The sequence below is a fragment of the Mesorhizobium sp. M0174 genome (assembly GCF_040322275.1).
Lineage (GTDB): Bacteria > Pseudomonadota > Alphaproteobacteria > Rhizobiales > Rhizobiaceae > Mesorhizobium.
Genome location: NZ_JAMYTB010000032.1, coordinates 14,605 through 36,853, shown reverse-complemented (window position 1 = coordinate 36,853; position 22,249 = coordinate 14,605). Strand labels below are relative to the sequence as shown.

Below are 22,249 nucleotides of genomic sequence, written 5' to 3'. Positions count from 1 at the left end.
CGCCAAAGGCTCCGCGCCAGCGCCCGTCGCTTCACCCGCCCAGCAGGGCACAACCCACGCCGGAAACGAACTCAAAACTGGATAGAAACTGGGGGCAACGTCAGCCGCTCAGCATCTTTACGGGTGATATTGCGATCACTAAGCCCAGATGCTGACGAACGATTTTCCGTCTCGACCTTTCGCGGCGCTACGCCTCGCTGCGTTAACAGCCTGATGCGCTCAGCGAATTTCGCAGCGAGTTTTGGATTGGAGCCAAATGCCTGACCGAGCTCATTGAGGTAATGGCTGGACGATCTGCCCGGAAAGGAATGCTCGTATTGATCGAGGACTTCTTGCAGCATTGGCTCAGTAGCATCCCGCCCGATCATGGCCTTCACCAGGTCATGCCATCCCCAATTCATCAAGACCTCGGGATCAACCAACCAGAGTAGCGATACACCAATCGCCGGGCTTAGAGCGCTGTTCTTCACAAGGTATGTCAGCGCAGATGGCAAGGTTAGGCTTAGATCGACTTTGTCGCGGTCATGCCACCGGGCAATCTGCGCCAGGTAAGTGGCGCCTGACGCGCGCGTAAGTGCCCGCGCGGTGAGAGGCCAGTGCCATTTGTGCGAGTCATACACGTTGATCTCGCATATCTTAGCCAGGCGAAGCGCCAGCTCCGGCTTCAACCGACCATCGCGCAAGGTGGCCGTAAAGTTCAGAAGTTCATTGGCAAACTCATAGTCGCCCGAGCCTATGGCATCGAGTTCCCTCAGCCCCCGCTTGAAGATTAGCGCAGACTCGGCGAGATTTGCTTGCAGCAACGCACGCGACAAGCTGGCGAACAGTTGGCTGCGACGCTGTACGTCGTCCTCACGTTCGACAAGCCGAATTGCCAGCACCGCCAACTTTCCGGCTTCGTTGTGACAGCTGCGTGTTGCTGCGAACCGCTTTACAACGCGAATGACGCTTTCCGGTGCTAGTACCTCGCAACGCTCCAGGCATGAGGACAACCGTCTGGCCGAATCGGGAATGGCCAACTCGAGTGCCGCAAACATCTCGATTGCACACCCTTTGAAGAGAGCGTCTGTGAATCGAAGCTGTTCTCTCTGCACATAGGCACCTCGCCTACTTGCATTGGTTTGAGCCGCCTCCCACGCATCGAGAAAGGCCAGTGTTGTACTATGAGCTTCGGTTTTCTTAGGCGCCGCAATTATGGACGTGAGCAGCCTCACCAAGGCGAGGAGGGGAATGACACCATCGGAAATTTTTTCGGATGCATGATACCTGTCAGATGACGACAGGGTGCTTTTCTTGCGCCGTTCCTCGATTTCTACCGATGCCTCTGCTTTTGACTTCTCCAGCTCCTTCAAGCGTTCGCTGAGGAGCTTTTGCTGGGCCTCATCGGTCGTAGGCCGTGGTGCGTCCTCGACCAACATCCAAAGTTCTTTGGGCAGGCAATCGAAGAATTCGGCTGTCCGAGATTCGTTCGCGCAGCGTGCGGCGACACTCAATGCAAAAGGGATGAGTAGATCGATGTGCCACGCCTCGCGTAGCAACCACATGCCATATCGTTGTGGTGCGACGACCTGAATGGTACGATCTGCTTCCTCCACCATGCCAAGGCTTGCCATGCGGACGGCACAGCGTAGCATAGCTTTTCGGTAGGTATCTCGGTGCGCATTGCCGGCATATTCCTCGGGAAAGTGCTCGCTGGGCTTCAGCCTTGCGGCGAGCTTCTTCAGTAGAGTTTTTGCGCGAGAGGGAGATACGAAGCCAGGGAAGGCTGTGAATGCCGCTGCAATCAAAGCGGGTGGCGCTTTTGCCAACGAGACCACTTTGTTCACGGTTTCTATAAGCTTCGGGAGGTTGCCGAGTACTTCTGTGGCCACGCAATGTTCGAATAGGCGGCTCGCTATCAGAAACCCATAGAAGGGCTTCCAATGACCAATGTATCGAGCGGCGTTGGCCGGTCGACTCCTTGCTAAGAGATAGAACGCGATCGACGCGTAGTCGTCGTGATCTGGTCCACCTCCTCCATTTGACTCCTTGTCCTGGTTGCTATGCCACCGGTGCCAATTATCCGCCCTCACGGCATGACCATAAGCTTCGGCGGCATCGCCATCGGCCAAATAGGCTACCGCCAATCGAGCATGGCGCGTGCCCGGCCAGCCTGTTCGTGCCTCGAACAGACGCCGAAGCGCTTCGGGGTCACCCAGACCGACTACAAGGTCGGGCTCTTCAAGCAGATAGTCCTCGCCGCGTTCATCAACGATGACCAGCGAAGCGAGCTCCACCAGGAGGTCAACGGTGGCGCTAAAGTCTCGGTCCTTTGCCGCTGCCCCTACCGCCGTCCGCAATCTGTTGAGCCGAATTGCCCGCTTCGCAAGATCGCTATCGAGTTCGGGAGGAAACCGTGTGTCGAAGGCAAGGCTCCGCAACAGGTCGGTTTTGCCCATAGCGAAGAGCAAGCCGGGAAGCGACCGAGCGGCGTAAACCGAAGAGACCTGCGCGTCTCTTAAACGAGCCACAACTCCGTCGAGAAGGGAGAGCTGCTGCCCATAGGTCTGACGGACCAGCGTTTCGGTCGGCTCATCGCGAAAGATAAGGCCGTGCCTTGTGCGCTCCAGTAGTGGCGAGAGATCCGCAGCAAAGCTCTCCACCTCGGACACAGTGATTCCAAATGCCGTTGCGATCTCATCGGTAGGAACTGGTGGGGGCAGTACGGACAAGGCGCAGAGGAAAGCCGCAATCTCTTGGCGAGTACTGCCCTTGTCGTCAGCCAGGGATATCGCTTTTTCAATCCGCTGGCGGATGAGATCGTTCAGGTCGATATCGGTGGTAATGGTGTCGACCTCGGCGAGTGACCGATCGGGTTCGATCAAATTGGCCATTACTCGTGGATTGCCATTTGACCGACGGTGGATAGCCTCGACCTGGGCTAGGGTGGCTTCCGGGCGACGCTTTTCGATGAAGGAACGGCTCTCGGCAGAAGAGAACGCATTAAGTGCGAAGTCACTGCACTGACTTCGGCCGATTGCCATTGCGCGCCGTTCGGGCCGACCCGTGGCAACGCAAACCAGGCCGTCGACGGGCGAAGACAGGTGCGAAAGACCTTCCAGCAACATCTGAGGGAACGAAGCTTGTCCTCTATCCCTCGCTTCCATTCCGGCATTGTCGGCAGCGTCGATGATAATAACCAAACGCGCCTTCGGTCGAGCGCGGCGTACAACCTCAATCGCCTGTCCAAACCGTTCGATGCTTCGTCGTACTACTTCGGTCGGATCGGAGGCGCCCGGTAGAATCGGATCGCATAGGCCGCGACAGGCAAGTTCGTTGACGATATGCATCAATCCCCGTTCGGGGCGATGTCGAACATCTAGGGGCGAGCGATAGGCGCCGCCTCCGAAACAATCAAAGACCACGACTTCATCAACCGTGCCGAGCCGGGCTGCCGCACTCTGCACAAACACGGTCTTTCCGACGCCGCCGGTGGCGTGGACAAACCATAAGCCGGAGCTCGCCATGCCGTCGATGAAGCATTGCAGCTGTTCACGTTCAACGATCGGGCCAGGCTCGGCAAACGCCTGTGGCGTTGGAAGCAGATCGCTTTCGTGTGCGATTCTTAGCGCTGCCAATACGTCAATATTGATGATGACGTTGTTGTTGTGACCTGAGTGACCTGCCTTGTTGCGCACAAGCTGCTGAAGCTCTCCCAATCTGGCACGTGCCAACACATCGTTGGAAGCAGACCAATCGGCGACGATTCGGGCATTGCCCTTTTCGACGGCGTTTAGGTCGCCTCCTCCGCCAATGAGTGACACCTTTGCCGCAAACGCCTTGCGATGGTCGCCATCCAAGGGAATGACAGCTAAGATTTGATTGTATTGGGCGCGAACGTTTTTCTTGGAGGGCACGGTTCCTTCGGCCAACGCAGATATTGCATCGGCCAGATCGGAACCCACGGGTCGATTAGTATAGATCGCATAAGCAATCTTGCCCGCCACATTTGCTTGGTCGGGTTTCGACAGAAAGCCGGCCTCCGACTTAGCAAATTTCCCAAGCGTCTTAGCTACATCGGAGGCCAGAAATTTCGTGGTTTCTCTGGCAATAGAATACTTGAACTGCGCTATTTCTATGCGCGTAGCATCCTGAAAGTTGGGAACGGCACCAAAATAGAACGTGGCATCCGCAATCTCGATAGTGTCCTGGCTGGCGCCTTTTTGATCTTCAACTGCCAATCCCTCCACGGCGATTCCGCAAAGTTGGTCGTGCGGAAGCAGCAAGCCAAGCGCGCGCCTCGCCAACCATGCTTCGTGGTATTGGTGCCCGTCGCGTGAGGCACGTACCTTATCGACGGCAATGTTTGCCATAGGTCTCCATACCTTCGGTTGACGAGCTTGCTAGTTGACGCCAGCGCCGAAGGGGAGGCGGGTCAATCAATAAAACAGAATCGCAATCTCGAATCTAATTCCCAAAAATGTTTCAGTGCAATCCTCGACTAGTAATGTTTACTTGTGGGAAAGCGCACACCGAAACAACGCGCACCGCACTATGATTCTCGTGAAGCTGCTAGGGCGCTGGCACCTAGATGGTAGGGAAGACCGAGCGACCTAATGTCCGCTTCGTGCGCAACGCGGTCGTACACGACGGCACCTGGCAAGAAATCTCGGACGCCCATAACTAGGCCATTACCCCTTGCCAAACCCCTCCACCTTCCCCTAATCTTCCTCTGAGAAAACCTTTTCCCAAATCGCGTCGCATCCGCTGACCTCACCATCCAGCGTTTTGCAGGGCTATAAGAGAAAAGCTTTTCTCACCTGGGAGGATCGATATCCAAATCAGGGCGTCCGACGCCCAGCCAGCGCCCACCAAGACCCCCGTCACTCTCCGCGAGGTGGCGGCACTCGCCGGCGTCAGCGTTGCCACGGCCTCAAAAGCGCTGAACGGGCAGGGGCGGATGACGGCCGAGACGCGGACCCGCATTCGCGAGACGGCGCAGCGGCTTGGCTTTCGCCCCAACAGCCTGGCGCAGAGCCTGTCGCGGCGGCTCCCTTACCGTCGGGCCCGCTGACCAACGACCTATCGCCGCGTCTTCGGCGCGCATTGGTGACGGTTCACCGCCTCCATGACGCAACTCTGATGTCTATTATCATCGTGCGATGCCAAGCCGTTGCGTGAGCGGATGCGGGTAACATCGGCGAAATGGAACAATCCGGCAGCCGGCGGGTTTGTAGGATGAAGGGCGATCTGTTTCGGAGGAAGATTACGATGAAACGCGTCCTTGCCCAACATGCGGTGCGACTGATGCTCGGCGCCGCCTGCCTGCTCACAGTTGTCGAGATTCCCAACCCAATTGCGCCGTTGTCGCTTGTGTCCGAGGCAAGGGCTGCCACCACCGTTTCGATCAGCACATTCTACGAAGAGCTGTCTTCCTATGGTGATTGGGTCTCGTATCACGGAGCGACCGTTTTCGTGCCGGTTGATGTGCCTGACGATTGGCGTCCGTATACCGTTGGACACTGGGCCTATACCGAGCAGTATGGCTGGCTGTGGGTATCGGACGAGCCATTCGGCTGGGCGACGTACCATTACGGCCGGTGGGGCTATGCCGACGATATCGGCTGGTACTGGGTTCCGGGCACTCGTTGGGCGCCGGCATGGGTGAGTTGGCGTCGTGACAGGGAGCACATGATTTGGGCTCCGCTGCCGCCGCGCCGCGATCCGGATTTGATTTCAATCGAGGTGACCTTCGACACGACGCCGGATTATTACTGGGTTGTGGTCCCCACCCGCGAATTCCTTGCTGCGGACATTTCTACCGTCGTTATCCGTGATGAGCCGGAGTTTGTGCGCATCGTCGAGGCGGCCGAGCCGGCCGGCGACGTGACGATCCGGAACAACGTGGTGATCAACAAAGTCATTGATGTCGATGTGATCGAAAAGGAGACGAACCAGAAGGTGACTGCCGTCAAGGTCAGCAAGACCGACGCGCCCGAGCAGTCCGGCAAACTGGAAAACGATACGGTCGCTGTCTTTGAGGGCGAGGTGAAAGCCGACCCTAAGGCCAAACCAGCTAAGCTCAAAGACATCGAGGAGGTGAAGCAGGTTCAGGCTGGCCGCAAATCGAAGCCGACCGAAGGTGCTGCATCGACCGAGCAGGCCAAGCCCGAAGAAACCGCCAAGCCTGAGAAGCCGAAGGTCGGCGAGCAGCCCGCCGCCGAGCAGCAGCAGGGCGAGCCGGAACAGGCGGCCAAGCCTGAGAAGCAGAAGACCAAGAAGCAGCCCGCCGCCGAGCAGCAACAGGCCGAGCCCGAACAGGCGGCCAAGCCTGAGAAGCCGAAGTCCAAGAAGCAGCCCGCCGCCGAGCAGCAGCAGGCCGAGCCCGAGCAGGCGGCCAAGCCTGAGAAGCCGAAGACCAGGAAGCAGCCCGCCGCCGAGCAGCAGCAGGTCGAGCCCGAGCAGGCGGCCAAGCCCGAAAAGCAGAAGGCCAAGGAGCAGCCCGCCGAGCAGCAGCAAGCCGAGCCGGAACAGGCGGCCAAGCCCAAGCCGGAGAAGCAGAAAAACAAGGCGTGCGATCCGCAGACTGAGAGCTGCTAGCCGTACGGGTAGACTACGGCACCGCGATTATTCGATCGCGGTGCCGCTGAGCGGCCATTCCCCCCTTGCCATCCCCACATCCTTCGTCCTAATCTCTCCCTTGAGAAAACCTTTTCCCAACTCGCCTCGCATCCGCTGACATCACCGATCAGCACCCTGAGGGGTCATAAGAGAAAAGCTTTTCCCACCTGGGAGGATCATGTCCAAATCATGCCGTCCGACGTCCAGCCAACGCCCGCCAAGCAGCCCGTCACCTTGCGTGAAGTGGCGGCCATTGCCGGCGTCAGCGTTGCCACGGCGTCCAAGGCGCTGAACGGGCAGGGGCGGATGACGGCCGAGACGCGAACCCGGATTCGCGAGACGGCGCAGCGGCTTGGCTTTCGCCCGAACAGCCTGGCGCAGAGCCTGCTCAGGCGGCGCTCCTTTACCGTCGGGCTGTTGACCAACGACACCTATGGCCGCTTTTCGCTGCCGCTGATGGCCGGCGTTTCCGATGCGCTGGTCGATGCCGGCGTCTCGGTGTTTTTGTGCAATGTCGAGGACGACCCGCGCCTTGCCCAGCTGCATGTCGATGCCATGCTCGACAAGCGCGTCGACGGCATCATCGCCACCGGCAAACGCATCGACCGCCACCTGCCGGTCGACCTCGCCAATCTCGGCATTCCGGCGATCTATGCCTTTACCGAGCCCGATCCAAACGCCATCGCTTTCGTGTCCGACGATGCCGGCGGGGCGCGGCTGGCGGTCGAGCACTTTTGCCGGCTCGGGCGTAAGCGCATCGCCCATGTCAGCGGTCCGGCGAGCTTTGCCGTGGTGCATGCCCGCGCCGAGGCCTATCGCGCGGTGCTGGCCGAGAACGGCTTGCAGGTCATGGAGCCGCTGCTTGGCCACTGGTCGGAGGCCTGGGGGCATGAGGCGGTCAAGACGCTGTTCGACGGCGAGGGGTTTGACGGCACGCGCGAAAAACCGGACGCGGTGTTTTGCGGCAACGACCAGATCGCGCGCGGCGTCATCGACGCCTTGCGCGAGCGCGGTATCGGCGTGCCGGACGAGGTCGGCGTCATCGGCTTCGACAATTGGCAGATCGTCGCCGAGGCGACCCGGCCGCCGCTGACCTCGGTCGACATGAATCTCGCAGCACTTGGCCGCGAGGCCGGCCTTGCCCTGCTTTCGCTCGTCGGCGGCGAACCCGCTTTGCCGGGCATCAGAAAACTGCCGTGCCGGCTGGTGGTGCGTCAGTCATGCGGCCGTCCGCCGGACGGCTGAAACGAAACGGGCCGTGTCGATTGCAAAGCGCTGGGGTGCGGCCGAGTTAAAACCATGTGGAGGAGAAGCATGAGAACCACCATTACCGGGCTCGCCATCGCCGCGAGCATTTTGGGCACGCTGGCAACAGTCGGTCCGGCCGCCGCCGACACCGCCAACATCTGGGTTCGCGCCGACGGCTCGAACTTCATGCCGCGCATCGTCGATGCCTTCAACAAGGGGCATCAGAACCAGATCAAGCTGGACATCATCCCCAATGCCGAAATCATCCCGAAATATGGCGCCGCCGCCGCCGGCGGCACCGCGCCGGATGCACTCTCGCTCGACCTGATCTACACGCCGTCCTTCGCCGCCGCCGGCCAGCTCGAAGACATCACCGACTGGGCGAAATCGCTGCCCTATTTCGCCAGCCTGTCGCCGGCGCATGTCAAGACCGGCACCTATGAGGGCCGCATCTACGGGCTGCCGTTCTCGGCGGATTCCTCGGTGCTGATCTGGAACAAGAAGCTGTTCAAGCAGGCCGGCCTCGACCCCGAAAAGGGCCCGACCAACTGGGCCGAGATCGAAGCTGACGCCGAAAAGGTCAACGCGCTCGGCGGCGACATCAAGGGCTTCTACTTCTCCGGCAATTGCGGCGGCTGCAACATCTTCACCTTCACGCCGCTGATCTGGGCCTCGGGCGGCGACATCCTGACGGAGGACGGCTCCAAGGCGACGCTGGACACGCCGCAGATGCGCGGCGCCATCGACCTCTACCGTTCGATGGTCAAGAAGGACCTGGTGCCTTCAGGCGCGCAGACCGACACCGGCTCCAACTTCTTTGCCGCCTTCGCCACCGGCAATATCGGCATCTCGCCGTCCGGCGCCTTCGCCATCGGCGCGCTGAACACGCAATATCCCGACATCGACTACGGCATCACCTTCCTGCCCGGCAAGGACGGCGGCTGGTCGTCGTTTGCCGGCGGCGACAATTTCGTCGTCACCAAGGGCACCACCAAGGTCGCGGTGGTGAAGGAGTTCCTCGATTTCGCCTATTCGCTCGAGGGCCAGACCATTCTGGCGAAATACGGCAGCCTGCCGGTGCGCGGCGACATCGCCAATGAGGCGCTGAAGGACCTCGACCCGCGCTATAAGGTCGCCGCCGAAGCCATGGCCAAGGGCCGCACGCCCTATTCGGTGGTGTTCAACGACCTGATCAACTCGGCCAACGGTCCGTGGAACCAGATGATGAACGAGGTCTTCTTCGGCGAAGACGTCGACGGCGCCATCGCCAATGCGCAGGAGACCATGCAGTCGATCATCGATTCGGCGCCGCAGAAGTAAAGCGCCGGCGCCCACCTCCCCCTCGAGGGGAGGTCGGACCGCAGGTCCGGGTGGGGTCATCGCGGCAGTGCTCGACGCTCCTTTGATGTCGGCGCGCTTCGCGGAGGACCCCACCCCCCGGCAGCCCCTTAACCTCCCCCTTGAGGGGAGGTCGGACCGCAGGTTCGGGTGGGGTCATCGCGGCCGTGCTCGACGCTCCTTTGATGTCGGCGCGCTTCGCGGAGGACCCCACCCCCGGCCTTCGGCCGGACCCTCCCCTCAAGGGGGAGGGGGACGTAGCGCCAATGGAACAACAGGCATGAGCACCATCACAGTACGCCGTTGCAATGCTGGCTCCCCCTTCTCCCCTTGTGGGGTCCGAAGGACGGGGCGAGACCAGTGGCTCGCCCCCGGGCGGTGTCGCCGAAGGCGACGGATGAGGGGTGCTCCAGCTTGGCACCCACGGCAATCCTTCCAACACCCCTCATCCGTCTCGGCGCTGCGCGCCGATCCACCTTCTCCCACAAGGGGAGAAGGGAAGGCGAGCGGCCAGCCATGACCACCATCACAGCAATCTCCGCCCCGACGCGCCCCCGCAAACTCGTTGGCGCCGGCCGCCGGCAGTGGATCGGCCTGCTCTATGTCGCGCCGGCCGTTGCGCTTGTCGTCGTCTTCTTCATCGTGCCGCTTTGCATGACGGCCTGGATGTCGCTGCACAACTGGCCGCTGATGGGCGCGCACAGCTTTATCGGCCTCGACAATTACTGGGCGATCCTGCGCGACACCCGCTTCTGGAACGCGCTGAAGTTCACCGGCTACTACACGGTGGTGGTCACGATCGCGATCTTCGCCGTCGCCTTTCCGCTGGCGCTGTTCATCGAAAGGCCGCGGCAGCTGACCGGCTTCTACCGGACGTCCTTCTTCATGCCGGCGGTCATCGGCTTCGCCTCGGCGAGCCTTTTGTGGTCGTGGCTGCTCAACGTCGATTCCGGCCTGTTCAGCCCGGCCGCCTTCGAGCTTGGCCTGACCGAGAAGAAATTCAACCTGCTGGCGACCTTCCAGCCGGCCTTCTAGTCGATCATCGCCATGGTCGTGTGGAAGGTGGCGGGCTTCACCATGATCATCCTGATGACCGGCCTGCAGTCGATCCCGCCGGATCTGCAGGAAGCGGCGATGATCGACGGGGCAGGGCCATTCGCGCGGTTCCGGGCGATTACCTTGCCCTTGATGCGCCGCACGCTGGCGCTGGCGCTGATCCTGTCGGTGGCCGGCTCGATCCTCGCCTTCGACCAGTTCTACATCATCCTGCGCGGCGGCCCGCGCAACCAGACGCTGACCGCCGTCTACTGGATCTTCAACCAGTCCTTCGTGTCGTTCAAGCTCGGCTATGGCGCGGCACTTTCGATGGTCCTGCTGGTCATCCTGGTGGCGCTCAGCCTCATCCAGCTGCGGCTGCTGCGCCAGCCCGAGGGGGTCGACTGATGGCGCAGGCAAGGAGCCGCAACCGCCGCATCGGCATGCAGATTGCCGAGCACTCGACCGGCATCATCGCGTCCATACTGTTCCTGGCGCCGATCGCCTGGACGGTGCTTTCGGCCTTCAAGCCGGCGCAGGAAGCGCGCCAGCCGCCGCTGCCGCCCTGGCCGACCAGCGGCATCTCGCTCGAGAACTACGCCACGCTCAACACCTTCGGCGATGGCCTCTGGCTGCCGGCGCAAAACAGCATCTACGTCTCGGTCATGACCGTGGTGCTGTCAGTGATCGTCAGCGTGCTCGCCGGCTACGGTTTCTCGCGCTTCCGTTTTCCGCTGAAGAACCTGCTCTTCGTCGTCATCCTGTCGACGATCATGATCCCGTTCCAGTCGATTCTGACGCCGATCTTCCTGGTGCTGACAAAAATCGGCCTGCACAACACGCTGACCGGGCTGGTCTGCGTCTATGTCACGCTGCAGCTGCCGTTCTCGATCTTCATGATGCGCAACGCCTTCGACGCGGTGCCGCGCGAGATCGAGGAGGCCGCGCGCATGGACGGCGCCAACAATGTCACCATGCTGTTGAGGGTGATGCTGCCGCTGGTCTGGCCGGGCATCGTCACCATCGCGCTGTTCGCCTTCCTCGGCGCCTGGAACGAGTTTCTGGCGGCCCTCGTGCTGATGACAGACCAGTCCAAATTCACGCTGCCGATCATGATGACCGCACTCCAGTCCGGCCGCTTCGGCGCCATCGACTGGGGTGCCGTGCAGGCCGGCGTCACCGTCATGATGGTGCCGTGCCTCGTGCTCTTCCTATTGCTGCAGCGCTTCTACATTCGCGGCCTGATGGCAGGGGCCGTGAAGTGACCAATCGAACCGAACCGGAGTGAATTGATGACCGCATCGCAATCCGCCAGTCAGGGCGTCAAGCCGAAACTCGCCTTCCGCCCGCTGCCGGTGCCGCAGGTCGACGTGCGCGGCTTCTGGGGCGACCGCGTCGATGCCGTCGCCTCGAAGACCGCCGGCATCCTCTACGACCGCTGCGTCGAGGCGCGCATGCTCGAGCAGATCGACCCGGACCGGCCGTCGCCCGGCGTCGTCATCCCGTTCCACTCACCCTCGCCGGACGAGGCCGCCACCGCCGGCAACGAGTTCACCGGATCGACGGTGACCACGCAGATGTTCTGGGACTCCGATTGGGGCAAGACCATCGAGACTGCCGCCTATTCGCTCTACCGTCGCCGCAACGAGGAGCTGGAGAAGAAGATCGACGCCGTCATCGATATGTACGGCAAGCTGCAGCAGCCCGATGGCTATCTGTCGAGCTGGTACCAGCGCATCCAGCCCGGCCTGCGCTGGACCAATCTGCGCGACTGCCACGAGCTCTATTGCGCCGGCCATCTGATCGAAGGCGCCGTCGCCTACTACCAGGCCACCGGCAAGCGCAAGCTGCTCGACATCATGTGCCGCTATGTCGACCATATCGCCGAGACGTTCGGTCCCGAGCCCGGCAAGAAGAAGGGCTATTGCGGCCATGAGGAGATCGAACTGGCGCTGGTCAAGCTGGCACGGGTGACCGGCGAGCGCAGATACATGGACCTCGCCAGATATTTCATCGACCAGCGGGGACTTGAGCCGCATTATTTCGACGAGGAGGCGCGCGCCCGCGGCGCCGACCCCAAGGCGTATCATTTCAAGACCTATGAATACAACCAGTCGCACAAACCGGTACGCGAGCAGGACAAGGTCGTCGGCCATGCGGTGCGGGCGATGTATCTCTATTCGGGCATGGCCGACATCGCCACCGAATATGGCGACGACACGCTACGGGTGGCGCTCGACCGGCTTTGGGACGATCTCATGACCAAGAACCTCTACGTCACCGGCGGCCTCGGGCCGTCCTCGCACAATGAGGGTTTCACCGCCGACTACGACCTGCCAAACGACACCGCCTATGCCGAAACCTGTGCTTCGGTCGGCCTGGTGTTCTGGGCGAGCCGCATGCTCGGCATGGGTCCCAATGCGCGCTATGCCGACATCATGGAGCGGGCGCTTTACAACGGCTCGATCTCCGGCCTGTCGCTCGACGGCTCGCTGTTCTTCTACGAAAATCCGCTCGAAAGCAGCGGCGCCCACCACCGCTGGAAATGGCACCGCTGCCCGTGCTGCCCGCCCAATGTCGGGCGCATGGTCGCCTCGATCGGCAGCTATTTCTATGGCCTGTCGGACGACGCACTCGCCGTCCATCTCTATGGAAACGGCACGGCTCGTTTCGATATCGCCGGCCGGCAAATAGAGCTGACCCAGACCAGCAATTATCCCTGGGACGGTGCGGTCTCGATCTCCGTCGAACCGGAAGCGCCGACCGCGTTCACCTTGCACCTGCGCCTGCCGGGCTGGTGCCGCAAGGCAACGCTCAAGGTGAACGGCGCCGATGTCGATCTGGCTACTGTCACCAGCGACGGTTATGCCGCGGTCCGCCGCGAATGGCGCAAGGGCGACCGCGTCGAGCTCGACCTCGAAATGGCGGTCGACCGTCTATACGCCAACCCCCAGGTGCGGCAGGATATCGGCCGCGTCGCACTGGCGCGCGGGCCGCTGATCTATTGCGTCGAGGAGACCGACAATTCCAGCCAGCTGCACCGCATCGCCCTGCCGCGAACGGCCGACATCGAGGCGCATCAGCAGCCGAATCTTCTGGGCGGCGTCGTGACACTTTCGGCGATCGCCAAAAAGGCGGCTTTCGAAAACTGGCAAGAGGGGCTCTACCGCACCGAACCGCCGGCGGTCGAGGAGGCAAAAGTCACCGCCGTGCCGTATTTCGCCTGGGACAACCGCGACCCCGGCGAGATGCTGGTCTGGCTCAGGGACGAATGAAGCCCGGCGGCAGCGCCCGACCGATCTCCTCGGCCACAAGTTCCTGCAGCTGCCAGAGATTGCGGTCGCGGATGCCGCAGGCGTCGAGATGGCGAATGGTCTCGAACAGATATTCGGCGCCCGAACCCCAATGGCCGACGGCCGTTGCCAGGGTCGCCGCTATCGCTTGCTTTTCGAGCTTTCCTGCATAGCGCGGATTGGCGCGATCGACAACGAAACCAAGCGCTTGGCCCATGCCGCCGCCCGTCCTGACCTGCAGCCAGCGCGGCACGTTGACGGAGGGCAGGATGGTCATCTCGCGGCGCAGCAGCGCCTCGAGATTGGCCGCCACGGGCTCGGCGGTCTCGAACACCATGCCCTGGCATTGGCCGCCGCGGTCGAGCGCCATCATCAGGCCGGGCTGCTCGACGGTGCCCCTGAAGCGCTGCACCGTAAAACAGAACGAACGGTGCCAGCCCGTCGCCACGGCCCGTTCGCCACCTCTGACCTCGCCGGCCGGCTTCCACAGCAGCGAGCCATAGGCGAACAGCTTCACCGGCCTGGCCGGCGCGCCGGCCAACACCTCGTCGCGAATGCGCGCGTAATCGGCATCGGTCATGTAGACCATGCCCGGTGTCGGCCCGGCATCCTCGACCGCACGCAAAGTGCGGGCGACCAGCGCCTCGGTCAGCGCCATCGGTGTCTTGCGCGGCGAACGCCGTGATGCGGCGGAAATGACCTTGCTCATCCTCATGCTCTCAGCCTTGCCGCCATGTTGCCGAAGGCTGAAAGATTCTCAAGGGCCGAGTACACCAGCGCGGTATCAGGATTCGAACTGTCGTGTACAACAGCTTGACTGCACAAATACCTACGCGACGGGTTAAACGCGTCGACTGAACCCATTTCAACGTGATGCAGCGAGATGCTGGTCTGGCTCAGGGACGCCGGATCGCTGGTATCACCAATTTGAGCCGCCAAATGCATGCCTTGAATTCGCCCGGGCGCGCGTCATCTAGCTTTGAGTGGCGCCAGTCACTTGAACGGGTGGAGGCAGATTGTGGCGCTCGAAGCTGTCGCGCGTCCCGGCGGTCGCTATATTGCGGTCGCCGTCGTGGCGGTGCCATTGCTGTTCGTCGTCGGTGGACTGGCCATTCGCTATGCGGCATTTGCCTCGATCTCGGCGGAACCAGGCTTCGCAGCCTATGCCCAGGCGCTCTGCCGGTGGGATTGCGCGTGGTATGTCGACATTTCCGAACACGGTTATGAGCGCTTTCCCATTCCAGGCCAGAGCAATGTCGGACGCTGGGGCTTCTTTCCGCTCTATCCGATGCTGGTGGCGGCAATCCGGTCTGTTTTCCCTTTGCCGACGATACTGCTCGCGTCGATCGCATCGATTGCGTGCAGCTACGCGGCCTGTCTGGTGGCGTGGCCGCTGCTCGAGAAGAACATGCGCGCTTATGTGCTGTATTGCGCCTTTCTGCTCAGCGGCCCGTTCTCCTTTCACTTCACGACTTTCCTGACCGAACCTCTTTTCGTGCTCCTGACGTCGTGCGTTTTTCTGGCACTCAAACGCTCCAGCTATCTGACCGCGGGGCTGTCATCGGCTCTGCTGTCGGCAACCAGGCTCGTCGGAGTGCTTGTTGTATTTGCGACCGTCATTCAGATGTTCAGGGATTACCGCGCAAAGGGCGGATCGGCGCTTTCGTTCCCACGTTGGGTGCTTGGCCGACCGGATCTGCTCGTTGCAATTCTCATCTCGCCTGCCGGCTTGTTCGCCTACATCCTGTTCCTCTATCTGACGGTCGGGGACGGCTTTGCCTTCCTGCACGTCCAGCGCGCGTTTGGACGGGTGGCGGGCAATCCGCTCGCCTTCATATGGGATGGACTCTCGGCCGTTCCGACGACTGGATGGCTGCCTACGGCGCCGCAATGGAGCGCGCTCGCCGCACTCATAGGACTGGCATTATCGGCGGTTCTGGCGGTTCGCAGGCAATATGGCGCCGCGTTGTTCTGCGCCTGCTGCATCATCCTGCCGCTGATCACGAACCTGGCCTCGATGGTCAGATACGTCATTGGGCTTTCGCCTCTGACAATGTTGCTGACCACGTTGTTGTCGGCGTCGAAGCTGACTTTTCTTTCGGCTCTGGGTCTCTTCCTGGGCGCCTGCTATTTCATGACGGTGGCATGGATCGGGGGCTATCTTGCCCTGGTCTAGCACTCCGGGCCCGCATCGGCGCGCGGCCTCGCTTGGCGGCTACACGCTGGCGGCGGTTCTGGCCGGGGCGGAAGTCATCATCCTTGCGCTTGCTCTCAATCCAAACGTCAATGCCGACTATCGCGCCTATTACATCGACCGGACGACAACCTGCCTCAATCGCGATGCGGTCGGCAGCTACACCCTTGGCCAGACGGTGTCGTTCCGGTCCGACGGAGCCAAAAAGGCAGCCGGCATGAGGGTCTGCGGCTGGTCGGGACCGGTAGCCGACGGCACCCATTCGCTGGGCGAGACCTCGCGGCTTCGCCTGGAGATACCGCCGCTTCGCGACGGCCTGACAGCCACGCTGCAAATGGCCGCTGTCATTCGTCCGCCACAGATCACGCAAAGGGTTGTGATCTCGGTGAACGGCGTTCGGGTGCATGCGGTGACGCTGTCCGGCAAAGAGCCACGCACCGTCTCGTTCGTCATCCCACCGGCGGCTCTCGCCGAGGCCAAGACACTCGACATCGCCTTCGACTACCTCGACGGCATTCCGCAAACTCCTGCCGCCAGCAACATCTATAAGCGCTCCATCAAATTGTTGTCGCTCCGGCTCGATCCCACTGACGCGGATTAGGGCGGGCGATCGCGCTGCTGGCCGCGTCTTCGCTGCGCAAAAACCCAGCGGTCGAGCATGAGGAGATTGACCGCTGGAACAAGCAAGCATGTAACCAGGATGGCAATGATCGGCGGCAGACTGAGTTTCGCCGTCAAAAGCGCCGGCGCCGCGTAAGCCACCGCGAAGCCGGTTGCCGTCAGCAAGAGAAAACGCGGAGCCTCCGATCGATGCGATCCGCTCGACGCGAAGGTCACGAACTTATGCGCGAGATAAGAAAACAGGGCGGCAGCGGTATAAGCTGCGAGCGAGGCACCGACCGGCGAGAGGCCAAACCGTTGCCATTCGACCAAAGCGGTGGCCATCACTGCATATAGGATCGTTGCAGCGATGCCGACCGACCCGAAGCGCGCCAGCAGCCTCAGCCCGGCGTCGCCGGTCGAACGGCGCTCAGACATGCGCACTGCACGCATACTGCGCTCCAAGCGGCAAAGGCGCGAATACGCGCTCGACTCTTCTGGCCAAGGGCCTTGCCGAGGGTAGCAGCAGAAAATGCTCGGAGCGGATGTCGCTGAAGCCTGTTTCCTGAAAGAGGGACCTTGCTCTGGCGGCTTTGAGCAGGACTGCGTCCTGATCGAACGGACACCGGAACACCGCAAGGCGCGTCATCGGATTATAGGGATTGTGCTCGATGATGCAGGCGATGCCGCCTGGCCGCACGACGCGCCGCATTTCCAGGAAGAAATCGACCCAGGAGGAGGGCGTAACGTGATGGACGACACAACTGGCGAAAGCCAGATCGAACGTGCCGTCCTCATAAGGCAGCCCCTGCGTGCTGCAGGTCCTGTAGGCCACACGCGGATTGTGTTGGCTGGCGCGCAAAATCGAGTCTTGCGAGACGTCGCAACCATCGAGGCTGTCGAAAGCGCCGTCGAGATAGGGGTGGAGCGAACCGATGCCGCAGCCGACATCCAGCGCCCTTACAGCCGACCCACCCTGCCGAAGCTTTCGCTCGACCACCAAACGCCGCAGCAGGTCCGCCTTGGCGATAAGGAAGAAGTCGTGCCTGAGTCCGGAAAACCGGATGGACCCTTCGACCGCCTCGCCATAGTTGGAATTATGGCTGTCGAAGAGTTCGCCCATTGGCGGGGACTCCACTCCTGGGCTTGTGAAACGATTGGCAGCGCTTACCAGAGACGGCACGCATCGCCTCGTCGAAGCCGGTGAGCCGATCGATCACGTACAGCGGGCGGCGTTTCACCTCGGCGTGGATGCTGCCGACATAGAGCCCGACCACGCCGGTCATGAAAAGATTAATGCCGCACAGGAGCGACACGATCACCACCGTGGATGTCCACCCGGCAATGACGCCGGCTTCAAAAAACCAGGCAAACATGGCGTAGGCACCAAAGACCACCGCCAGCGCGGAAATGGCCAATCCGCCCCAGAGCGCCAGGCGCAACGGCTTCTCGGAGAAACTGACGATGCCGTGAACCGCAAGGTGCATCATCTTCCAGAACGGGTATTTGGTCTGGCCCAGGGTTCGCGCGTGGCGCTCAAATGGCACTGCCGTCTGCTTGAAGCCCATCCAGCCGAACATGCCCCTGACGAAGCGGTCATGTTCGGGCATATGCTTGAAGGTTTCCAGCGCCTTGCGGCCGACCAGGCGAAAGTCGCCGACGTCGCGCGGAATATCGACCGACGTCATTTTCTCCAGCAGGCGATAAAAAAGACTTGCCGTAAAGCGCTTGAACCAGGATTCGCCCTCGCGCTTGACTCGGCGGGCATAGACGATCTCGAAGCCTTCCTTCCACTTTGCCACCAGGTCGAGAACGACTTCCGGCGGGTCCTGCAGGTCTGCATCCATGACGATGACGGCATCGCCCGCAGCGGCGTCCATACCGGCGGTAATCGCCACCTGGTGACCGAAATTGCGGGAAAATTCGATCAGCCGAAAGCGCGGCTCGGCGGCAACCACCTTTTGGAGGTATTCGACGCTTCCATCGAGGCTTCCGTCATCGACGAAGATGGCCTCCGTTTCGCCGTCCAGCCGGCCGATAAGCGAACTGATCCGCTCGATCAGCCGAGGAAGCACCTGTTCTTCATTGTATACGGGCAGGACCAGCGAGTAGCGAGGCGGTGACCTGTTCACCGTCATTCCAGGGTCGTGGACCACAGACTCTCGCATGCGGTTGAAAATGGAACGAAAGCTACAAAGTTCCAAAGGCACTTAAGAAACTGCTAATTTATCTAGTTCTGGAGGGAGTACCGGTTCTCGATAAGCACTTGGAGGATGTCGTCGTGAGGTCGGACGTCCACATCGAGGCGTAAACTATCGGTGGCTGCCGGCGCGATCGGGCTGGCGAGAAGCAGTCGTTGAGGCATAACGCGTTGACCGCTAGGCCTACTCTCCCGGACTTGTCGGTTGAAGCGGGGCTACGGGTGACCCTAAGGGTGCGGGCCGACCGCTTTTGACGCATGCCGGACATCGCTCATGGAACACGGTCGGCGAGCGCGGCCGAGTGTCCCGCTGGCAGGCCAGCGAGCGCCCTAACCGGCCGCCTTATCGTACCGGCCAAGCCTCAGCTGGCCCGCAGCCGGTACGACACTTGCCGGCCTGGCCGGTCGCCGCCGCCGTCAAGCAGCCGGCCGGATGTTTTGGTTCACCCGGAAGAGGTTGTTTGGGTCGTATTTCTTCTTCAGCGTAGCCAGACGCTCATAATTATCGCCATAAGCCGCCTTGAGCCTTCCTTCGCCCTCATCATCCATCATGAAGTTCAGGTAGGCGCCACCCAGATCGAACGGATGCACGGCCTCCCAGTAGGCCTTGGTCCAGCGGGTCACCGGCCCGGCTTTCTGTGGGTCCGGATCGATCCCGGCGATGACCATCGACCAGGTCGCATCCCGGTAATTCCAGGGTGTCTCGTCTTTGCCGACGCGATGGACCGCGCCGTCGATCGGGTAGAGGTGCATGAGCGATAGCTCGCTCGGCGTCTTCGCCGCCTGCTCGAGATGGGCGTCGATCGCCTCGTCGGACAGCGTCTTGACGAAATCGCCCCGCCAGTACCACTGCATTCCCTTCGGGTAGAGCCCATCGAACATGCTCTGCACCGCGGGATAGGGCATCGTTCCCATCCAGTTGAACCAGGGCGCGGGCAGCGCATCGAGCAGCGGGGCCAGCGCCTCTCTGCCCTTTTCCTCCGGGCCGTTGTAGCAGCACATCAGCAGGCACATCCGCTTTCCCCAAAACTCTTCCGGGAACGGTGCGCTCGAGAGGACGGTCTTGAGCCCGAGAAAGATCCCGAGTTCCTCGGGCGCGTTCGGCAGGAACTCGCGATAATGCTGCATGATGGTGCGGGCGTGGCGCTGATCCCATGCGATCGGCCCCGCAAAGACCATGCTGACCTGGTGGAGCTTGAACACAAAGCTGGTGACGATGCCGAAATTGCCGCCGCCGCCGCGAAGCGCCCAGAACAGGTTGGGGTTCCGCTCCTTGCTTGCTGTGACGAAGCTTCCATCGGCAAGCACGACATCGGCCTCGACCAGATTGTCGATGGTCAGGCCATATTTGCGCGTCAGATAGCCATGGCCGCCGCTCAGCGTCAGTCCGGCGACCCCGGTGGTCGAGATGATGCCCGCCGGTACGGCCAGGCCAAAGGCATGGGTGGCGTGGTCGACGTCGCCCTGAGTGCAGCCCGGGCCTACCCGCGCCGTACGGGCATCCGGATCGACGCGCACACCGTTCATCGCCGACAGGTCGATCACCAGACCGTCGTCGCAACTCCCCAATCCTGGTCCGTTATGGCCGCCGCCACGTACCGCAACCAGCAAATTGTCGTCGCGGCCGAAATTCACCGCTGTGATCACGTCGGCGACGTCGACACAGCGGGCGATGATCAGCGGCCGCTTGTCGATCATGCCGTTGTAGAGCTTGCGGGCCTCGTCATAGCCGGCGTCGCCGGCGCGGATGACTTCGCCTCGCAGGCTTACTGCGAATTTGGTGATGTCTTCATCGTTCATGACATTCCTCCCTGTTATTGGACCTGTCGGCCGGCCGACGAAACGCTAATCCCGTCCGCTGTTCCCGCAAATGTCACATCGTCCATTTCTGTTGCCCGATCGTTCAGAGTAGGATTAGACCGGATGGATGGTTGCTCGGGCGGCCATATTGCCGGATAGTTCGAGATGCCTGGCGGAAAAACTCGTTGTCAAAGGGAGTAGCCGATCGTTTCCGGAGGTGTAGTGCATGGATGTCCTTTCCGATGTGCTCCGGGCCGTTCGCCTCACCGGTGCGATCTATTTCGACGTCGACGCCAGTTCTCCCTGGGTCGGCGAGTCGCCGGGCACTGCCGACATTGCCGCCGCCGTCATGCCGGAGGCAGAGCACATCATCTCTTTTCATGCCGTGATGTCGGGGTCGTGCTGGGCCGCGCTGGCAGACGATTCCGTCCCCCCGGTGCTCGTGAACGCTGGTGATGTCGTTGTCTTCCCCGGTGGTGTTCCGAATGTGTTGAGCTCCTCGCCGGGGGCGCGGGGCGAACCCAATATGGCGATGTATTATCGGCCGATAGACGAGAGCCTGCCGTTCGCGGTGATCCATGGGGGCGGGGGAGACGAGCGGACCCGGTTCATTTGCGGGTATCTTGGGTGCGATGCGCGTCCCTTCAATCCTCTCCTCGCCGCATTGCCGGCCATCCTGTGTGCCCGCAAGCCCGCCGATGGAAGCAGCTGGGTTATCGACCTTTTTCGGCTGGCGCTGGCAGAAGGTGGCAGTGGGCGGGCGGGCTGTGAAACGATCCTTGCCAAGCTGAGCGAGCTGATGTTTGTCGAGATCATCCGCCGCCATCTCGAGACCCTCCCCGACGATTCGCGCGGCTGGCTGTCAGGCCTACGGGATCCACATGTCGGCGAGGCGCTCCGGCTTATTCACGCTCGCCCCAGGGAGGAATGGACATTGGACCGGCTCGCCCGCGAAGTGGGGCTCTCACGCACGGCGTTTGCGAGCCGCTTTACCCACTATGTCGGGGTTTCGCCGATGCACTATCTTGCTCGCTGGCGTCTGCAACTGGCGGGACGTCTGCTCGAACGGCCCGGAATGAGCATCGCGCAGGCGGGTGCCGAGGTCGGCTACGAGTCGGAAGCCGCCTTCAATCGCGCCTTCAAAAAGTTCGTCGGCATTCCACCTGGCACCTGGCGAAAGGGACGGTCGGCATTGCTCGAGGCTCACAGATTGCCCGCTGGCGTCGTGCAATAGGAAAGAACTGGCTGGGGCGTTGACGCTTCGGTCTGCGTGCAGCGTCCCAATACTCGAAAGCCCCTGGCACAAAGCGGTAGACGATGACCGGCCGCCGCGACGCTTTCGGCGAGCTTCGCGCCTCAATCCTTCGCGCGCTCGACATAGGCGCCATCGGCCGTCATCACCACCACGCGGGTGCCGGCGCTGATGTGTGGTGGCACCAGGGTGCGCACGCCGTTGGACAGCGTTGCCGGCTTGTAGGATGAGGATGCCGTTTGGCCCTTGGTCACCGGCTCGGTCTCGACCACCTCGAAAGTGGCGCGCTGCGGCAGCACCAGCGAGATGGCGATGTTGTTGTATTGCGAGATCTGTACCGGCATCCCTTCCACCAGATAAGGCGCCATGTCGCCGACCACGCTTTCCGGCACCGCGACCTGATCATAGGTCTCCGGGTTCATGAAGTGAAAGCCTTCGCCGTCGCGATAGAGGAACGTGTGCTCGCGCTCCTCGACATAGGCGCGCTCGACCTGCTCTGTGGTGCGATAACGCTCGGAAACCTTTACCCCGTCGGAGATGCGCCGCATGTCGAGCTGGGTGACCGGCGTACCCTTGCCAGGATGAATGTTTTCGGCAAAGAGGATCACATAAAGCTTGCCGTCCTTTTCGACGACGTTGCCTTTACGTAAGGAGCTGGCGATGACCTTCACGGGTTTCCATCCTGATAA

Annotated in this window: 16 protein-coding genes and 2 pseudogenes; 10 read left to right on the top strand and 8 right to left on the bottom strand. The window is 61.6% G+C overall.

Features of this window, described 5'->3' with window-relative positions:
- Positions 1 to 71: 71 nt before the first annotated feature.
- Complete coding sequence (locus tag NKJ13_RS29695) at positions 72 to 4,352, bottom strand: hypothetical protein (RefSeq protein ID WP_352779215.1); 4,281 nt, start codon at positions 4,350 to 4,352, stop codon at positions 72 to 74.
- Between the two features lie 467 nt (positions 4,353 to 4,819).
- Between NKJ13_RS29695 and NKJ13_RS29690 the strand changes: the two are divergent.
- The 7 genes and pseudogenes from NKJ13_RS29690 to NKJ13_RS29660 all read left to right on the top strand — a co-directional run.
- Positions 4,820 to 5,094 (top strand): annotated as a pseudogene (locus NKJ13_RS29690) (LacI family DNA-binding transcriptional regulator); the annotation flags it as partial.
- A gap of 192 nt (positions 5,095 to 5,286) precedes the next feature.
- Complete coding sequence (locus NKJ13_RS29685; protein WP_352779214.1) at positions 5,287 to 6,579, top strand: DUF6600 domain-containing protein; 1,293 nt, start codon at positions 5,287 to 5,289, stop codon at positions 6,577 to 6,579.
- A gap of 210 nt (positions 6,580 to 6,789) precedes the next feature.
- The gene (locus NKJ13_RS29680; protein ID WP_352509441.1) at positions 6,790 to 7,845 is read left to right on the top strand and encodes a LacI family DNA-binding transcriptional regulator; all 1,056 of its coding nucleotides are present in this window, start codon (positions 6,790 to 6,792) and stop codon (positions 7,843 to 7,845) included.
- Positions 7,846 to 7,914: 69 nt separating this feature from the next.
- Complete coding sequence (locus tag NKJ13_RS29675) at positions 7,915 to 9,168, top strand: ABC transporter substrate-binding protein (RefSeq protein WP_352509443.1); 1,254 nt, start codon at positions 7,915 to 7,917, stop codon at positions 9,166 to 9,168.
- Positions 9,169 to 9,702: 534 nt separating this feature from the next.
- Positions 9,703 to 10,629 (top strand): annotated as a pseudogene (locus tag NKJ13_RS29670) (carbohydrate ABC transporter permease).
- Positions 10,629 to 11,486: a carbohydrate ABC transporter permease gene (locus NKJ13_RS29665; RefSeq protein WP_352703313.1), complete on the top strand. Its 858-nt coding sequence runs from the start codon at positions 10,629 to 10,631 to the stop codon at positions 11,484 to 11,486. Before NKJ13_RS29670 ends, NKJ13_RS29665 begins: the two are co-directional and overlap by 1 nt.
- 27 nt (positions 11,487 to 11,513) lie before the next feature.
- Positions 11,514 to 13,496: a glycoside hydrolase family 127 protein gene (locus tag NKJ13_RS29660; protein WP_352779211.1), complete on the top strand. Its 1,983-nt coding sequence runs from the start codon at positions 11,514 to 11,516 to the stop codon at positions 13,494 to 13,496.
- Here the strand turns inward: NKJ13_RS29660 and NKJ13_RS29655 are convergent.
- Entirely contained in the window at positions 13,483 to 14,223 is a 741-nt protein-coding gene (locus NKJ13_RS29655; protein WP_352703309.1) for a gamma-glutamylcyclotransferase, read from the bottom strand. The genes NKJ13_RS29660 and NKJ13_RS29655 overlap by 14 nt on opposite strands.
- Before the next feature lie 2 nt (positions 14,224 to 14,225).
- Positions 14,226 to 14,459: a hypothetical protein gene (locus NKJ13_RS29650; RefSeq protein ID WP_352509449.1), complete on the bottom strand. Its 234-nt coding sequence runs from the start codon at positions 14,457 to 14,459 to the stop codon at positions 14,226 to 14,228.
- Positions 14,460 to 14,532: 73 nt separating this feature from the next.
- Between NKJ13_RS29650 and NKJ13_RS29645 the strand changes: the two genes are divergently transcribed.
- Both NKJ13_RS29645 and NKJ13_RS29640 read left to right on the top strand, forming a co-directional pair.
- Complete coding sequence (locus tag NKJ13_RS29645; RefSeq protein ID WP_352739180.1) at positions 14,533 to 15,690, top strand: putative hexosyltransferase; 1,158 nt, start codon at positions 14,533 to 14,535, stop codon at positions 15,688 to 15,690.
- Positions 15,677 to 16,309 (top strand): hypothetical protein, encoded by a 633-nt coding sequence (locus NKJ13_RS29640; RefSeq protein WP_352739182.1) that lies wholly within the window; start codon positions 15,677 to 15,679, stop codon positions 16,307 to 16,309. The genes NKJ13_RS29645 and NKJ13_RS29640 overlap by 14 nt, the downstream gene beginning before the upstream one ends.
- On the opposite strand, the gene NKJ13_RS29635 is transcribed toward NKJ13_RS29640, so the two are convergent.
- From NKJ13_RS29635 to NKJ13_RS29620, 4 genes are all read right to left on the bottom strand, one after another.
- Complete coding sequence (locus NKJ13_RS29635) at positions 16,306 to 16,746, bottom strand: GtrA family protein (RefSeq protein ID WP_352707211.1); 441 nt, start codon at positions 16,744 to 16,746, stop codon at positions 16,306 to 16,308. The genes NKJ13_RS29640 and NKJ13_RS29635 overlap by 4 nt on opposite strands.
- Positions 16,739 to 17,431: a methyltransferase domain-containing protein gene (locus tag NKJ13_RS29630; protein WP_352739184.1), complete on the bottom strand. Its 693-nt coding sequence runs from the start codon at positions 17,429 to 17,431 to the stop codon at positions 16,739 to 16,741. The genes NKJ13_RS29635 and NKJ13_RS29630 overlap by 8 nt, the downstream gene beginning before the upstream one ends.
- Positions 17,406 to 18,446 carry a glycosyltransferase family 2 protein gene (locus NKJ13_RS29625; RefSeq protein WP_352739223.1) on the bottom strand — a complete coding sequence of 347 codons (1,041 nt, stop codon included), beginning with the start codon at positions 18,444 to 18,446 and terminating at the stop codon, positions 17,406 to 17,408. Before NKJ13_RS29625 ends, NKJ13_RS29630 begins: the two co-directional genes overlap by 26 nt.
- Before the next feature lie 479 nt (positions 18,447 to 18,925).
- Positions 18,926 to 20,308 carry an FAD-binding oxidoreductase gene (locus tag NKJ13_RS29620; RefSeq protein ID WP_352739186.1) on the bottom strand — a complete coding sequence of 461 codons (1,383 nt, stop codon included), beginning with the start codon at positions 20,306 to 20,308 and terminating at the stop codon, positions 18,926 to 18,928.
- A gap of 226 nt (positions 20,309 to 20,534) precedes the next feature.
- Between NKJ13_RS29620 and NKJ13_RS29615 the strand changes: the two genes are divergently transcribed.
- Entirely contained in the window at positions 20,535 to 21,542 is a 1,008-nt protein-coding gene (locus NKJ13_RS29615) for an AraC family transcriptional regulator (RefSeq protein ID WP_352479928.1), read from the top strand.
- A 122-nt stretch (positions 21,543 to 21,664) separates the two neighbouring features.
- On the opposite strand, the gene efp is transcribed toward NKJ13_RS29615, so the two are convergent.
- Positions 21,665 to 22,231: an elongation factor P gene (gene efp, locus NKJ13_RS29610; protein WP_023674374.1), complete on the bottom strand. Its 567-nt coding sequence runs from the start codon at positions 22,229 to 22,231 to the stop codon at positions 21,665 to 21,667.
- Positions 22,232 to 22,249: the final 18 nt, after the last annotated feature.

Bases quoted from the DNA above. Each gene is read 5' to 3' on its own strand.
- NKJ13_RS29695 (WP_352779215.1), bottom strand. From the start codon at position 4,352: ATGGCAAACATTGCCGTCGATAAGGTACGTGCCTCACGCGACGGGCAC.
- NKJ13_RS29685 (WP_352779214.1), top strand. From the start codon at position 5,287: ATGCTCGGCGCCGCCTGCCTGCTCACAGTTGTCGAGATTCCCAACCCA.
- NKJ13_RS29680 (WP_352509441.1), top strand. From the start codon at position 6,790: ATGCCGTCCGACGTCCAGCCAACGCCCGCCAAGCAGCCCGTCACCTTG.
- NKJ13_RS29675 (WP_352509443.1), top strand. From the start codon at position 7,915: ATGAGAACCACCATTACCGGGCTCGCCATCGCCGCGAGCATTTTGGGC.
- NKJ13_RS29665 (WP_352703313.1), top strand. From the start codon at position 10,629: ATGGCGCAGGCAAGGAGCCGCAACCGCCGCATCGGCATGCAGATTGCC.
- NKJ13_RS29660 (WP_352779211.1), top strand. From the start codon at position 11,514: ATGACCGCATCGCAATCCGCCAGTCAGGGCGTCAAGCCGAAACTCGCC.
- NKJ13_RS29655 (WP_352703309.1), bottom strand. From the start codon at position 14,223: ATGAGCAAGGTCATTTCCGCCGCATCACGGCGTTCGCCGCGCAAGACA.
- NKJ13_RS29650 (WP_352509449.1), bottom strand. From the start codon at position 14,459: ATGCATTTGGCGGCTCAAATTGGTGATACCAGCGATCCGGCGTCCCTG.
- NKJ13_RS29635 (WP_352707211.1), bottom strand. From the start codon at position 16,746: ATGTCTGAGCGCCGTTCGACCGGCGACGCCGGGCTGAGGCTGCTGGCG.
- NKJ13_RS29630 (WP_352739184.1), bottom strand. From the start codon at position 17,431: ATGGGCGAACTCTTCGACAGCCATAATTCCAACTATGGCGAGGCGGTC.
- NKJ13_RS29625 (WP_352739223.1), bottom strand. From the start codon at position 18,446: ATGACGGTGAACAGGTCACCGCCTCGCTACTCGCTGGTCCTGCCCGTA.
- NKJ13_RS29620 (WP_352739186.1), bottom strand. From the start codon at position 20,308: ATGAACGATGAAGACATCACCAAATTCGCAGTAAGCCTGCGAGGCGAA.
- NKJ13_RS29615 (WP_352479928.1), top strand. From the start codon at position 20,535: ATGGATGTCCTTTCCGATGTGCTCCGGGCCGTTCGCCTCACCGGTGCG.